Annotated in this window: 3 protein-coding genes; 2 read left to right on the forward strand and 1 reads right to left on the reverse strand. The window is 60.9% G+C overall.

Annotation, left to right across the window (positions count from 1 at the left end; translation table 11 throughout):
* Nucleotides 1-134 precede the first annotated feature (134 nt).
* Together N2A98_RS14800 and N2A98_RS14805 are read left to right on the forward strand one after the other, a co-directional pair.
* Complete coding sequence (locus tag N2A98_RS14800) at nt 135-1,787, forward strand: cyclic peptide export ABC transporter (RefSeq protein ID WP_275622210.1); 1,653 nt, start codon at nt 135-137, stop codon at nt 1,785-1,787.
* Between the two features lie 118 nt (nt 1,788-1,905).
* Nucleotides 1,906-4,347, forward strand: coding sequence for a TonB-dependent siderophore receptor (locus N2A98_RS14805; RefSeq protein ID WP_275622211.1), 2,442 nt, complete (start codon nt 1,906-1,908; stop codon nt 4,345-4,347).
* A gap of 145 nt (nt 4,348-4,492) precedes the next feature.
* Here N2A98_RS14805 and N2A98_RS14810 read toward each other — a convergent pair whose 3' ends face one another.
* Nucleotides 4,493-16,348: a non-ribosomal peptide synthetase gene (locus tag N2A98_RS14810; protein ID WP_275622212.1), complete on the reverse strand. Its 11,856-nt coding sequence runs from the start codon at nt 16,346-16,348 to the stop codon at nt 4,493-4,495.
* Nucleotides 16,349-16,350: the final 2 nt, after the last annotated feature.

Below are 16,350 nucleotides of genomic sequence, written 5' to 3' on the forward strand. Positions count from 1 at the left end.
CCAGGCCCCGGGCAATTTATCGCCCACGGCCACCGCCCGGCACGCCGCGCTAAATAGTCACGCCACAGCTTCGTTTGTCATGGGTAAGGGTCTGTGTGCCCAGCCCCCTCTTTTTCACTTTCCGGGAAGTATTTATGACCGACCCCAAGCGCGGCGCCTTCAAAGGTTTGCTCGCATTGCTCAGGCCCTTTCGCACTATCGTGACGGTCTCCGTCGCCCTTGGCATGGCGGGCGGCCTGGCCATTACCTTGCTGTTGGCGACGATTAATAATGCCCTGCATTCGGCGGGGGGGATGACTCAGGGTGTGGTATTGACCTTCGCCGCGTTGTGTGTAATGGCGCTGGTCAGCTCGATTATTTCCGACATCGGCACCAACTACGTCGGACAACGAATCATTGCCGCCCTGCGCAAGGATCTGGGTGAAAAGGTGCTGTCAGCGCCCATCGGGCAGATCGAGCAATATCGCTCTCACCGCCTGATCCCAGTGCTGACCCACGACGTGGACACCATCAGCGATTTTTCCTTTGCCTTCACGCCCCTGGCCATCGCCGCCACCGTTACCCTGGGATGCCTAGGTTACCTGGCTTACCTGTCCGTGCCGATGTTCCTGATGATGGTGGTCGCAATCATCATCGGCAGCGCCGTGCAATTCATCGCGGGCGGCAAAGGCATCCAGGGCTTCGATCTGGCCCGCAGCCACGAAGATGAATTGCAGCGTTACTACAATGCAATTGCTTCGGGGGCCAAGGAACTGCGCATGCACCGCCCGCGGCGGTTTCGCATGAACACCCATCGTATCCAGGAAACCGCAGACCGCATCAGCGATATCCAGGTGCGTTCAGTCAACATCTATATCCTGGCCAAGACCTTTGGCTCGATGCTGTTCTTCGTGGTCATCGGCCTGGCCCTGGCGATGCAGGCCTACAACCCCAACCCCGATCCCACCGTGATTACCGGCTTCGTGCTGGTACTGCTGTATATGAAAGGCCCGCTGGAACACCTGCTGGGTTACCTGCCCGTCGTTGGCAAGGCGAAGATTGCCTTTGGGCGCATCAGCGAACTGTCGGAGCGTTTTTCTTCGCCCGAGCCCCACTTGTTGATGGACGACAGTGAGGCGCCGAAACCGCTGGTCAACAGCCTTGAACTGCGCGGCGTCAGCTACAGCCCGCCAGCGGTTGAAGGCAGCCAACCTTTCCACCTGGGGCCGATCAACCTGAGCATCAAGCAAGGCGATATCGTGTTTGTCGTCGGCGAGAATGGTAGTGGCAAGACCACGCTGATCAAATTACTGCTGGGCCTGTATCCGCCTCAGTCGGGTGAGATCCTGCTCAACGGTACAGCGGTGACCGACCCAGAGCGCGACGATTATCGTCAGTTGTTCACCACGGTATTTTCCGACTATTACCTGTTCGATGACTTGGTACAAGGCAGCGCCACCCAGTCCCTGGACAGCGCCACCCAATACCTTGAGCGCCTGGAAATCGCACACAAGGTCAGCGTCAAGGACGGCGTGTTCAGCACCACTGACCTGTCCACCGGCCAACGCAAGCGCCTGGCCCTGGTCAATGCCTGGCTGGAAGAGCGCCCGGTGCTGGTGTTCGACGAATGGGCCGCCGACCAGGACCCGGCCTTTCGCCGCATCTTCTACACCGAGCTGCTGCCGGACCTCAAACGCCTGGGCAAGACCATCATCGTAATCAGCCACGACGACCGTTATTTCGACATCGCCGATCATTTGGTGCGCCTGCGCGCCGGCCAGGTGGTGCACGAGATGGAGCCTGCATGAAGTACCGGAATAATTTTTTCCGGTTTTGCGAAGTAGGAACGTCTCACTAGTGGTAATGAGAACTAACCTCAATAAACACTTAGAATTGCCCACTTAAAACATAGAAGAGAAAGCATCCATGCCAGCACGACTCGTTCTCAGCCCCCTGAGCAAAGCGCTATCCATGCGCCGGGCCCTGAACATCAACCTCTTGCCCAGTGCCCTGGCGTTGGCTGTGTCGATGCCGATTGCAGGCTATGTACAGGCCCAGGAGATCGAGTTGAATATTCCTGCGCAGTCGCTGGGGAGCGCACTGCAGGAATTTGGCCGCCAGACCAATGTGCAAGTGCTCTACAGCCCGGGCGATGTGCAGGGCAAGAACAGCCCATCCGTCAAGGGCAAGATGCAGCCGCAGCAGGCCATAGCTGCATTGCTGGCCGGTAGCCAGACTACCTATAACCTCAACGGCAACACCTTGACCGTTACTGCTGCTGGTAGCGGTGGTGGACTCGAGCTGAGCCCGACGCAAGTGACCGCCAACTACTTGGGCAACGTCACCGAAGGTTCTGGTTCCTACACGCCTGGCACGATTGCCACGGCTACACGTTTGACGTTGACCCCACGGCAAACTCCGCAGTCGATCACCGTGGTGACTCGCCAGCACATCGAGGATTTTGGCCTCAACAACATGGATGACGTGATGCGCCATACGCCGGGCATCACCGTTTCCGCCTACGACTCCGACCGCACCAACTACTATTCCCGTGGTTTTTCGGTCAATAGTTTCCAGTACGACGGTATTCCATCGACTGTGCGTAACGTCGGCTATTCGGCGGGCAACACCCTGAGCGACATGGCGATCTACGACCGTGTTGAAGTCCTCAAGGGCGCTACCGGCCTGCTCAACGGTGCCGGTTCCCTGGGTGCGACCATCAACTTGATCCGCAAGAAGCCAACCGCGGAATTCAAGGGCCATGTGCAATTGGGGGCGGGTTCCTGGGACAACTACCGCAGCGAAGTGGATGTCAGTGGCCCCTTGACCGACAGCGGCAATATCCGTGGCCGTGCGGTCGCTGCGTATCAGGACAAAAAGTCCTTTATGGACCACTACTCGCGCAAGACCGAAACCTACTACGGCATCACCGAGTTCGACCTGTCTCCCGATACCATGCTGACGGTGGGCTTCGATTACCAGGACAACATTCCGCAGGGTTCCAGTTGGTCCGGCTCCTTCCCGCTGGTCAACTCCAATGGCAGCATCAACAAAATGCCGCGTTCCTACAACAACGGCACCACCTGGAGTTCGTGGGAGCAAAACACGCGTACCGCCTTTGCCATGCTCGAGCATGACCTGGGCGACGGCTGGGTGACCAAATTCCAGCTCGACCACAAGATCAACAGCTACCACGCCGACCTGGGTTCGATCCAATTCGTCCAGCCGGCAGCCGATGGCACCGCCGAGATCAACGGGCAGAAATACACCGGCGAGACCAAGAGCACCTCGGCCGACCTCTACGCCACCGGCCCTTTCAGCCTGTTTGGCCGCGAGCATGAACTGGTGGTGGGCGGCTCGATCGGCACTTCACGCTGGCAAGGCAAGGGGTACTGGTCGCCGGAATGGCCTGGCGGTAACAAGGTCGATTTCTATAACTGGAACGGCCATATCGCCAAGCCTATCTACGGTCCTGCCCAACAGCACATCGACGACACTATCCGTCAAACCGGGTATTACCTGACCGCGCGTTTCAACGTGATTGACGACCTGAACGTGATCCTGGGTGGGCGCGTGGCCAACTATCACGTGACTGGCAACAACCCTTCCTACAAGGAAACAGGGCGGTTCATTCCTTACGCCGGTGTGATCTACGACCTCAACGACAACTTCTCGGTATACGCCAGCTACACCGATATCTTCCAACCTCAGGAAAGCACCTATAAGGACCGTAACGAGAAGCTGCTCGAGCCAGACGAAGGGCAGAACTACGAGTTGGGCCTCAAGGGCGAGTTTTTCGATGGCCGCCTCAACACCAGCATCGCTTACTTCGAAGTGCATGAGACTAATCGCCCCATCTCGGATGACGCCTACAACAACCAGACACCTGCCCCGAACAACTGGGCGTTCAAGAGCTCCAAGGCCGTCACCAAAGGCTACGAAGCGGAAATTTCCGGTGAATTGAGCCCAGGCTGGCAACTTCAAGGTGGCTACACCCACAAGATCGTACGAGACGAAGACGACAAGAAACTCTCCACCTTCGAACCCGAGCATCAGGTCAACCTGAACACCACCTACAAACTCAAGGGCGACCTGGACAAGTTCACCATCGGTGGCGGTGTACGCTGGCAGACCAAAGGTTGGAACGAGATCTGGAACGGGCCACTTGAGAAAAACCAGGACATCACCCAGGAGTCCTACTGGCTGGTGGACTTGATGACCCGCTACCAGGTCACCAAGAACCTGTCGGCTACCGTCAACTTCAACAACATCTTCGACAAGTCTTACTACACCAACGTGGGCTTCTATAACTCGGCCGCCTACGGTGAGCCACGTAATGTGATGGTCAGCACGCGCTGGGACTTCTGATTCCACGCGTCAATCGATCAAACGCCCGGTGAGCACCCCATGCTCACCGGGCTTTTTTTTGCGCGTGTAGAGATACTGGCGAAGAGGGATTGGAGCATAAAAAAACCCGGACACTGGATCCGGGTTTTTGTGGTTGAGCGGCGGCTTACCTCAACGCCTCTACCAAACTGCTGATAAACACCGCGCTGTCGATAATGCCGTCATGATCGGTCTCGATCATCACTGAGCGCTCGATGCGCCCTTGGCTGATCACCGTTGCCATTTGCTGCTCGATCAGGTCCTTAAAGCGCCCTGCCCGGCTCATGGACGCCCACCAACAAGTGACGGGCGCCTTGATCGGCTTGAAGTCAGCTTGCAGCAAACGCTCACTGAGTGCCCGGTCAACGTCCCAGGAAATCTGCGCCTCATTGCCACGCAGTAGTTCATCCTTGATCACCGTGAAGGCTTCGCCCAAAGACTGTTCAGCCCAACTCACAAATTCCTGCCATTGTCCCGTTTCATCCTCGCTACCCCGTTGGCATTGCTGCCAGGCGTGTTGGATGGACTCGGCGAACTCAGGAAACATAACCCCCAGCAACGCTGCGCGGCGCTCATTGGCTGAGATCTCGCGAGCGTCCTCGACCACCACTGCGTCCCAATAGGGTTTGACCCATTGCGGCGGCGCAGCGTCGATCCAGCCGACAAACTCCACTTCTCGGCCGGCTTGCTCCAGGCCGTAGGCTACCTCCATCGCCAGGTTGCCGCCCAATGACCAGCCACCCACGCGGAACGCGCCTTGGGGTTGGGCCACCAACAATTGCGCGGTGTAGTCCTCGACCATTACCTGCCATTGCGGCACCGTGGCGCCCTCTTCGGCCAAGGCACGACACATGACCCCGAACACCGGGCGCTGCTCGCGCAAGGCCAGGGCAATCGCGGTGTAGCAATGCACCGAGCCGAAGCTTGGGTGGAACAGGAACAACGGCGTGCCTTGCGTCTGCTGGTTGAGCTTGACGATCAACGAAGACCGGCCATTGCCCTGCAGGCATTTGACCTGCCCCGCCACGGTGGGGTTAAGCATCAATTGGCTGACAGACAGGTTCACGCCGCTGACCTTGCGAATTCGCTCCTTGAGCATCAGCACTCGCAATGAATGGCCACCGAGTTCGAAGAAGTTGTCGTTGAGCCCTACGCGCTCCACCTCCAGCACCTCGCGCCAGACCGCCGCGATTTGCTGCTCCATCTCGCTCACGGGCGCCTGGTATTGCGCCGTACCGTGAGCCTCTGGCTTGGGCAACGCCTTACGGTCCAGCTTGCCGTTCGGGCTCAACGGCATCTGCGCCAGTACCACCCACTGCGCCGGGACCATGTAGTCGGGCAACTGCTCGGCCAGGTGTGCAACCACCCCTGCCTTCCACTCTTCAAGGGGCTGTTGCAGCACTAGGTAACCCACCAGGTGGGTACCGTCCACCGCCAGCACCGCAGCTTCGCGGACATTGTCGAGCTCCAGCAGGCGCGCTTCGATTTCGCCCAACTCTATGCGCAGGCCGCGCAGTTTGACCTGGTGATCGATGCGCCCGGCATATTCAATCACGCCATCGTCGCGATAACGCGCCAGGTCACCGGTGCGATACAGACGCGTGCCGCTGCCGAACGGGTCGGTCACAAACCGCTCGGCGGTAAGTGTCGCACGGCGGTGATAACCCCGCGCCAAGCCAATACCGCCCAAATACAGTTCGCCCAGCACACCCACTGGCGCAGGTTCCAGGTTGTCGTCCAGCACGTAGCAGCCCAGGTTGGCAATGGGTCGGCCTATGGGTACGGCGTCGCGACCTTCCTCGACACAGGTCCAATGGGTTACGTCGATAGCGGCTTCGGTAGGGCCGTACAGGTTGTACAAGCCGGCGTGGGGCAATTTGGCGAACACCTGTAGCTGGGCATCCGCAGGCAACGCCTCCCCACTGCAAACGATGTGTTGCAGGCTCTGGCATGAAGTAACCGCCGCGTCTTGCAAGAACGCTTGCAACATGGAAGGCACGAAATGCAACGTGGTGACCTGTTGCTCGTTGATCAGCCGTACCAGCATGGCTGGATCACGATGATCGCCCGGTGCCGCCACTACCAGACGCGCGCCGGTCATCAGCGGCCAGAAAAACTCCCACACCGACACGTCAAAGCTGAACGGAGTTTTCTGCAACACGCTGTCGTGCGGCGTGAGCCCATATGCCTGTTGCATCCAGCACAGGCGGTTGGTCAGCGCGATATGGCGGTTGCCAGCGCCCTTGGGCTGACCGGTGGAGCCGGAGGTGTAGATCACATAGGCAAGGTTTTCGCCGTGCACCGGGATATTCGGGTTGTGGCTGCTGAAGGTTTCCAGCCAGGTATCGCCATGTTCCAGCACCAGGGTTTGCACACCGGCAGGAACCGGCAGTTGCGCCAGTAGATGAGCCTGGGTCAACAGCAGTTGCACACCACTGTCTTGTAGCATGTAGGCCAGGCGATCACGAGGATACTCGGGGTCCAGAGGCACATAAGCGCCACCGGCCTTGAGCACCGCCAACAGGCCAACCACCATCTCCACCGAGCGCTCTGCCGCCAGCCCCACCAGCACATCCGGGCCAACCCCGGCCGCCATCAAGCGATGTGCCAGGCGATTGGCCCGGGCGTTCAACGCGCTGTAACTCAAGGCTTGCCCCGCGAAAATCAAGGCAGGTGCATCCGGTGTACGCAGCACCTGAGCCTCGATCAGCGTGTGGACCGCTTGATCCAGCGGGTAATCCACCGCAGTGGCATTCCAATCATGCAATACCCACTGCCGCTCGGCCTGCGCCACTGAGGGCAACGTGCCAAGGCGTTGACTGCCGTCGCTAGCCAAGGCCAGCAGCAACTGCTGGAAGTGCTCGGCCAAGCGCTGGATATGCGCGCCGCTGAAAGCCTGGCGGGAGTAGTTGAACTCCAAGCCCAGTGTCTGGCCTATAGCCAACAACACGGTCAATGGATAGTGGGTCTGTTCCAGGCTGTGCACTGCGCCAAAACGCAGCCCCGACGGTGCGCCCTGCTCCAGCGCCTCGGACACCGGGTAGTTCTCGAACACCAGGATACTGTCGAACAGCGCCTCTCCACCCAGCCCGGCCCAACGCTGGATCTCGAACAGCGGCGTGTGTTCATGCTCACGCAAGCCAACGTTCTGTTGCTGAAGTTGCTCCAGCCAATGGCTGACCGACATTTGCGCATCCAGCGTCGCCACCACCGGCAGCGTGTTAATGAATAAGCCGACCTGCTGTTCAATCCCACGCAGTTCCGCCGGACGCCCTGCTACCGTGGCGCCGAATACTACGGTGGCTTGCCCAGTGTGGTGATGCAACAGCAACAACCAGGCGCCTTGCACCAGAGTATTGAGGGTCACCTTGTGACGTTGGGCGAAGGCTTTGAGGTGTTCGGTTTGCGCAGCATCCAGGCTCAAGCGATGCTCGCCATTGACCGCCTGGGCCGCATCCACTTCAGTCTCTACGGCATCGGCCAGGCGCGTGGGCGCCTGCAAGTTGACCAGTTGCGCCTGCCAGAACGCCTGGCTGACGGCTTTGTCCTGTGCCTGCAGCCAGGCGATGTAGTCGCGGTACCGCCCGGTCGGCGCTGGCAGCGGCTCACCGGCATACTGTTGCAACACCTCGCCGAACAGCTGCGAAGCACTCCAGCCATCCATCAAAATGTGGTGATTGGTGTAGATCAGGTGGTAGCTCGTCGCCCCCGTGCGTACTAGCGTCAAGCTCAACAGCGGTGCCTGCTCCAGGACAAAACCCTGGGTGCGTGCCGACTCGGCCAGCTCATCCAGGGCCCGGTTGCAGTCCTTACGGGTCTGCCAATCCAACGCCATAAACGGCAGGCGCACCTGCTTGTAGACCACCTGCAAAGGCTGTTCAAGCTCCGCCTGCCAGACAAAACCGCTACGCAGGATCTCGTGGCGTTGCACCGCCACCTGCCAGGCCTGGTGGAAGCGCGCCACATCCAGGCCCTGCACATCAATGCGCATCTGGTTGATGTAGTCACCCGAACCTTCGCCGTACAGCGATTGGAACAGCATGCCTTGCTGCATGGGTGACAATGGGTACAGGTCTTCGACCTCAGCCACGTTCAGTGCCAAGCCATCCAACTGGTCCTGGGACAACCGCGCCAACGGGAAGTCCGACGGCGTCACGCCCTGATGCGCCGACTCACAACAATGATCAATCAGAGCCTTGAGTTCCAAGGCATAGTCGTCGGCCAAGCATTTGACGGTTGCTTCACCGAACATCGCCTGGCTGAAACTCCAGTTCAACTTCAGCTCGCCACCATAGACCTGACCGTTGATTTCCAACCAGTTGCCCAAAGGTGCCTGCGGGCTTTGCTCGGCACCGCTGGCATCAGCGGTCGGCGTGAACAGTCCTGGCTGTTCGCCGCTGTCGAAGCTGGCATCGAACTGCCCCAGATAGTTGAAAGTGATACGTGGCTGCGGCAAGGCCGCCAACGCCTGTTGCGTTGCGGCATTACCCAGGTAACGCAGGGCACCGAACCCCAGGCCCTTGTCGGGCACGGCTCGCAGCTGCTCCTTGATGCGCTTGAGGGAGGCAGCCAGGGAATCGGCCGGTACCAGTTGCACAGGGTAAAGGCTGGTGAACCAACCGACAGTGCGAGTCAGGTCGATGTCATCGAACAGATCTTCGCGGCCATGACCTTCAAGCCGGATCAACATCGAAGCCTCGCCGCTCCAGCGCGTAATAACTCGCGCCAGGGCAGTCAACAGCAGGTCATTGATCTGGGTGCGATAGGCACTCGGCGCGTCGTGCAGCAAGCGCCGAGTATACGTGGCATCCAGGTGAGTGCTCACACTCAGGGCCAGTTGATTGCTCAGGCTCGCCTGTGGATCGGCGCCCGGCAAACCGACCGGGCTGCCCTGCAATTGCGTCTGCCACCAAGCCAGCTCGTGTTGTAACGCCAGGCTGTGGGCGTAGGTCTGCAGGCGAGCAGCCCAGGTGCGGGTGGCGCTGGTCTTGGCTGGCAGCGTCACAGGGGCGCCTTGGGCCAGTTGCTGATACGTACTTTGCAAGTCTTCAAGCAGGATGCGCCACGACACGCCGTCCACCACCAAGTGATGGATCACCAGCAACAAGCGCTGTGAACCGTCGGCCAACTGCGCCAACACCGCACGCAATAACGGGCCTGCGCCTAGGTCGAGGCTGCGCTGGGCCTCTTCGCCCAAGGCTTCAAGTTCTTCGACGCTGTTCAATGTGGTTAGCCATAGCACTTTTTCAGCCTGGTGCTGATCCGGACCACGGTAGGCCGCACTCCAGCCCTGTGCGCCCTCGACAAAGGTGCTGCGCAAGGCATCGTGATGCACGATCAATGCCTGCAGTGCGGCCAACAACAGTGGTACCTGCAACGGCTGGTGCGGTTGCAGCACCGCAGATTGGTTCCAGTGATGACGCTGGGGAATCTCATCGGCAAAAAAACTGTGTTGCACTGGCAACAGCAGCAAATCGCCAGTCAGCGGCGACTGATCCATCTGCACCACACCGTCGCCTTCCCTCGCGACCGTCGCCAGGCTCTGCACGGTCTGATGCTGGAACAACTCTTTGGGCGTGAAACGTACACCGGCCTGGCGGGCGCGGCTGACCAGTTGAATCGAAATGATCGAATCGCCGCCCAGCTCGAAGAAATTATCATGCAGGCCCACCTGTGGCAGGCGTAGCACATCGGACCAGATCGCGGCGATCTTCTGCTCCAACTCGCTCTGGGGCGCCACATACACCTGCTGCATCTGGCTCACATCCGGCAGCGGCAAGCCCTTGCGGTCGAGCTTGCCGTTAGGGGTCAGTGGCATACGCTCAAGGAACATCAAGTGCGTCGGCACCATGTAATCCGGCAAGCGGGTTTTCAAGGCGCGCCGCAAGGTTTCGCGACCGGTGGATTGAGCGACAGCATCATCCAGGAGCGTCGGGTCCAGTGGTACTACATAGGCCACTAGTTGTTTGCCGGTCGGCCCCTCCTGTGCGACCACCACGGTTTCACCGACACTGGCTTGCTCACGCAAACGAGCTTCGATTTCCCCCAGTTCGATACGGAAACCCCGGACCTTCACCTGATGGTCCACACGCCCCAGGTAATCCACCACACCATCCGGACGCCCACGGGTCAGGTCGCCGCTGCGATACACCCGGCTGCCCGGCTTGCCGAACGGGTCTGGCACGAAACGCTCGGCAGTCAGTGCCGGGCGCTCCAGATAACCCCGCGCCACGCCCTCGCCGCCCAGGTACAACTCGCCGGCCACGCCGATGGGTTGCAGGTTTAGTTGCGCGTCCAATACATAACCGCTGCGGTTGCCCAGCAAGGTACCGATGGGCGCGTAGACGGCGCCGCAGGGGTCGCCTTTACGAGCCTTCCACAACAGCGGTGTGACCACGGTTTCGGTCGGGCCGTAGCCGTTGAACAGGTATTTGGGCTTCAGCGCGCGCCAGGCCAGGTCATAGCTGGCCTGGGCCACCGCATCACCACCGAAGCAGTACACCCGCACCGGCGGTGGGTTGCCGTCGCGCTCGGCATGTTCAGCCAACTGTTGCAGGTACACCGGTGGGAACACCGCCATGGTCACGTTGTGGCGATGCATCTGCTCGTAGGTGTATTCCGGCAGCCATAGGCTGTCATCACGGATCAACACGCTGGCGCCGTTGATCAGCGGGTGCATCCAGCCTTCGTGGGAGCCGTCGAAAGCGAACGACATGAAGTGCAGCTCGCAATCGGCCGGCGAAGTTTCATAGCGCTCGCCGGTGGCGATGATATGCGCCACCAACGGCCCGTGTGACACCGCCACGCCCTTGGGCAAACCGGTGGAGCCGGAGGTGTAGATCACGTAGGCGAGGTTGTCGCCGTCCAACGCCACATTCGGGGCCGTATCGCTGTAATCCGACCAGGCTTGCACCTGATCCACCGCCAAGGCTTCGAGGCCGTCCGGGATCGGCAACCGGTGTTGCACGGCCGAATGGGTCAACAGCAATTTCGAACGACTGTCTTGCATCATGTACAGGAGGCGATCACGTGGGTATTCGATATCCAGCGGCACATAGACGCCACCGGCTTTCATCACCGCCAGGAACGCCACCATGATCTCGGCACTGCGCGGCATGGCGATGGCCACCCGCACTTCCGGGCCCACGCCACGGGCGATCAGGGCACGGGCCAAGCGGTTGGCCTGGCGATCCAGTTCGCCGTAGCTCAGGGTTTGCGCGTCGAACTTCACCGCCACCGCCGTCGGGTTTGCCCGGGCGCGATCGGCAAACCGTTCATGCACCAGGCGCTCGGCCGAAAAGCCAGACTCCGTGCGATCCCACAGTTGCAGGATCTGTTGTTGCTCGGTCGCGTCCAGCAAGCTTAACTGGCTGAGCTGCTGTCGCGGGTTGGCGACCATACCCTGCAGCAGGTTCTGCCAGTGGCGCGCCATGCGTTGCACCGTGCTGGCTTCGAACAGGTCCTGCGCATAACCCAAAGTGGCCCATATACCTTCGGTGGACTCCTGAATATCCAGGTCCAGGTCGAAATGTGCGGTCTTGCTGTCCCAGTCCAGGCCTTCTACCCGCAGCCCTGGCAATTGGTGCTGAACCTGAGCCTGGCCAACGTCAGTCTGATGGTTGAACATGACCTGGAACAGCGGGTTGTGGCTCAGGCTACGCTCAGGTTGCAGGGCCTCCACCAGTTGTTCGAACGGCAAATCCTGGTGGGCCTGGGCTTGCAGGGCGCGTTGCCGAACGTGCTGCAGCAACTGCTCGACACTCATCTGCCCATGCACATCCGCCTTGAGCACCTGGGTGTTGACGAAGAAGCCAATCAAGCGCTCGGTCTCGCTGCGATTGCGGTTGGCAATCGGCACGCCGACGCGTATTTCTTCCTGGCCGCTGTAGCGGTACAACAAGGTCTGGAACGATGCCAGCAACAACATGAACAGGGTCACGCCCTGCTGGTGGGCCAACGCCTTGAGCCCCTGAGTAAGTTCCGGCGCCAGCTCGAACGCCAGGCGTGCGCCGCGGTGGCTCTGCACAGCCGGGCGCTGGTGATCGAACGGCAACTCCAGCAGGCTCTGCTCACCGCCCAACAGTTCACGCCAGTAGGCCAGTTGACGTTGCTTCTCACCGGCGTCCATCCAGCTGCGCTGCCATACGGCATAGTCGGCATACTGGATCGGCAGCGCCGGCAACTGCACGTTCTGGCCCTGGCTGTAACCGGCATACAACTGCACCAGTTCCTCGACCACCAACTGCATCGACCAGCCATCGGAGACGATGTGATGCTGCACCAACACCAACACATGCTCGTCGGCGGCCAGGCGCAACAGCGTGACGCGCAGCAACGGGCCCTGTTGCAGGTCGAACGGCTGGGCGATCAGGGCTTGCACCCTGGCTTTGAGCTGGGCGTCATCGACATCGGCCTGGGTGATCGGCAAGGACATTGGCGGCTCAATCACTTGCACCGCGCCGTCGTGATCCTGGCGGATATGGGTACGCAGGCTTTCATGACGCGCCAGCAAGCTATCGAAACTGTGTTGCAACGCAGCCAGGTCCAATTGCCCTTTCAGGCGCAACGCGCTGGGAATGTGATACGCCGCGCTGTGGGGTTCCAGTTGCCAGAGAAACCACTGTCGCTCCTGGGCGTAAGACAGTGGCAACGGCTGCACGCGCCCGGCCGGCTGCAGGGCAGGCGCCGTTGGCAATGGGCTCTCCTGGGCTTGCAAGGCCGCGACAAACGCCCCCAGCCGCGGGTGCTCAAACACGGCTTTGAGCGGCACTTCCAGGCTCAGGGTCTGGCGGATGCGTGACACCACCTGCATCGCCAACAGGGAATGCCCTCCCAGTTCGAAGAAGTGCTGGTTCAAGCCCACGCGTTCGGCTCCAAGAATAGCCGCCCAGATCGCCGCCACCTGTTGTTGCAACGGGGTGACCGGCGCCCGCCAATCCTGTTGTTCCACGCTGGCATCTGGCTTGGGCAGGGCCAGGCGATCCAGCTTGCCGTTGGGGTTGAGCGGCATGCGGTCGAGGAAGATCAGGTGCGCCGGCACCATGTAGTCGGGTAGGTGGTCGCGCAAGGTGGCCATCAACTGTTCAGCAACCTCGGCGCGCTCGGTTTCAGACAGCGTCTGCGCAGGTACCAGGTAGGCCAGCAGTTGGTTATCGGCAGCCAGCAACAGCGCTTCACGCACGCTGTTCTGGGCCAGCAGCACAGTTTCGATCTCACCCAGTTCTATGCGAAAACCACGGACCTTGACCTGGTGATCGACCCGCCCGACATATTCCACCACGCCATCGGCGCGATAACGCGCCAGGTCGCCGGTGCGGTACAGGCGCTCGCCGGATGTGCTGAACGGGTCAGCGACAAAGCGCTCGGCGGTCAGGCCTGGCCGCTGCAAATACGCACGGGCCAAGCCACTGGCGCTGGCGATATAGAGTTCACCCACGGCGCCCAGCGGCAGCAGGTTCAGGTCTCGGTCCAGCACATACAGGCCACGCCCTGGCAGCGCCCGGCCAATGGGGCTGGCACCGACGGCGCTGACGGCGCTCGGGTCAGTGCAGTCCAGCACGCTGGAAACCACCGTGGCCTCGGTAGGCCCGTAGGTGTTGAGCAAGCGCACATGGCAGAGCCCCGCGCGCTGCCACAACAGCGGGCCATCCAACGGCATGGCTTCGCCGCCGATATGGATCTGGCGCAAGGCACCATAGGTCCTTGGGCCTGCTGCCAGGCAATCTTGCAGGAACAGCTTCCAGTAGGCGGTGGGCAAGTCGGCCAAGGTAATGCCCTGGGCGATGATCTGTCGGTACAGCTCGGCACCGTCCCACAACTGCGGGCCACGCAGTACCACGGTGGCGCCAAGGGTAAGGGCTGGGTATAGCTGCTCGACGAAACCGTCGAAGTTCAAGGTGGCAAACTGCAACACTCGGTCCTGGGCAACCAACTGCGAGTAATCCGCCGCGATGCCAGCGAACTCACTCAGTGCAGCATGACTGATGGCAACCCCCTTGGGCTTGCCTGTGGAGCCAGAGGTGTAGATCACATACGCCAAGCTCTGGGGCTCGACTTCAACCGGTAAATTATCGTCGGCACACAACGCCAACTGCGCCTGGACCAGGTCGATGTCCACCGCCAGCACCTGGGCCGGCAATGGCAGGCGCCCATGCAGGTGGGATTGGGTCAACACCAGGCCCACACCACTGTCCTCAAGCATATGCACCAGGCGTTCGCGGGGGTACTCAGGGTCCAGCGGCACATACGCCGCTCCTGTCTTGAGCACCGCGAGCAAGCTGACCACCATGGCAAAGGAGCGCTCCACGGCGATCCCCACCAGCCCTTGAGGGCCTACGCCCTGGGCCAGCAGGTAATGCGCCAGACGGTTGGCCTGACGGTTCAGTTCCCCATAGCTGAGGGCCTGCTCATTCAGGGCCAGGGCCTGACGTTCCGGCTGCTGATCAGCCTGGGCTTCAAACAGCCGGTGCACAGCCTCAAAGGGGGTGACACCAGCCGGGGCGTTCCAGTCCTGGAGCATCATCTGTTGCTCAGCGGCGCCCACTATCGGCAGTTCGCAGAGGCGGCTGCGGGGTGCGCTCACCACCGACTGCAGCAGGTGCTGCCAGTGTTGCGCCAGGCGCTCGATGGTGGCGACATCGAACAGGTCGGTGGCGTACGTCAGCGCGGCCCAAAGCCCGTCGGCGGATTCATGGGTGTCCAGGCTCAGGTCAAAATGGGTGGTCTGGCTGTCCCAGTCCAATTCCACCACACGCAGGCCCGGCAACTGTTGGCCTTCACGGCCGCCCTGGGCCTCGGTCTGGTGGTTGAACATCACCTGGAACAACGGGTTATGGCTCAAGCTGCGTTCAGGCTGCAATGCCACCACCAGTTGCTCGAACGGCAGGTCCTGATGAGCCTGGGCCTCCAGGGCGCGGCGTTTGGTTTGTTGCAGCAGCTCGGCAAAGCTCATCTGCCCCTCAAGGTCAGCCTTGAGTACCTGGGTGTTGACGAAGAAGCCGATCAACCGCTCGGTTTCGACGCGGTTACGGTTGGCATTCGGCACGCCAATGCGGATATCCGACTGCCCGCTGTAGCGATACAACAGGGCTTGGAACGACGCCAGCAGCAACATGAACGGGGTCACGCCCTCTTGCTGCGCCAGGCGCTTGAGACCCGCCACCAGCGTCGGTTGCAGATGCACCTGCAGGCTTGCACCGCGATGGCTTTGCTGCGCCGGGCGCGGACGGTCCAGCGGCAATTCCAGCACCGGTTGCTCGCCGCCCAGCTGGGCCTGCCAATACGCGAGTTGGCGCGCCTGTTCTCCGGCTTCCATCCAGCCGCGTTGCCACAGCGCGTAGTCGGCGTACTGGATCGGCAGTTCCGGCAGTTGCAGGTCATGGCCCTGGCTATGGGCCGCGTAGAGCTGCACCAGTTCCTCTACCATCACCTGCATCGACCAGCCATCGGAGACGATATGGTGCTGCACCATCACCAGCACATGCTCATCCTCGGCCAGTTGCAGCAGCGTCACACGCAACAACGGCGCCTGGTGCAAATCGAACGGCCGCGCCACCTCCTCTTCCACCCGCGCCATCAACTGTGCTTCGTCGATGTGCGCCTGCTCGATCTGCACCCGCGCCTGCGGCATCACTGCCTGCCACAGGCGTTCACCGTCCTCGACCAGTTGCGTGCGCAAGCTTTCATGCCGGGCCAGCAGGCTGTCGAAACTGCGTTGCAACGCGGCCAGGTCCAAGTGCCCGTGCAAACGCAGCGCGCCAGGGATGTGATAGGCGGTGCTGTCCTTGTCCAGTTGCCAGAGGAACCACTGGCGTTCCTGGGCGTAAGACAACGTCGGTGTGTCGCTGTCGTGGCGGGTGGGAGCAATCGGCAATTGAGCGAAACTCATGCCCCGGCTTTGCAAGCGCTGGTAAAACTGCTGGCGCTGCTCCAGAGGCAAGCGAAGAAAGCGCGACACCAGGTCGATATTAGGGTTGGAAAGCATGG

Source organism: Pseudomonas sp. FJ2-5-13 (assembly GCF_029201605.1).
Classification (GTDB): Bacteria; Pseudomonadota; Gammaproteobacteria; order Pseudomonadales; family Pseudomonadaceae; genus Aquipseudomonas; species Aquipseudomonas lactis.

Bases quoted from the DNA above. Each gene is read 5' to 3' on its own strand.
- N2A98_RS14810 (WP_275622212.1), bottom strand. From the start codon at position 16,348: ATGCTTTCCAACCCTAATATCGACCTGGTGTCGCGCTTTCTTCGCTTG.
- N2A98_RS14805 (WP_275622211.1), top strand. From the start codon at position 1,906: ATGCCAGCACGACTCGTTCTCAGCCCCCTGAGCAAAGCGCTATCCATG.
- N2A98_RS14800 (WP_275622210.1), top strand. From the start codon at position 135: ATGACCGACCCCAAGCGCGGCGCCTTCAAAGGTTTGCTCGCATTGCTC.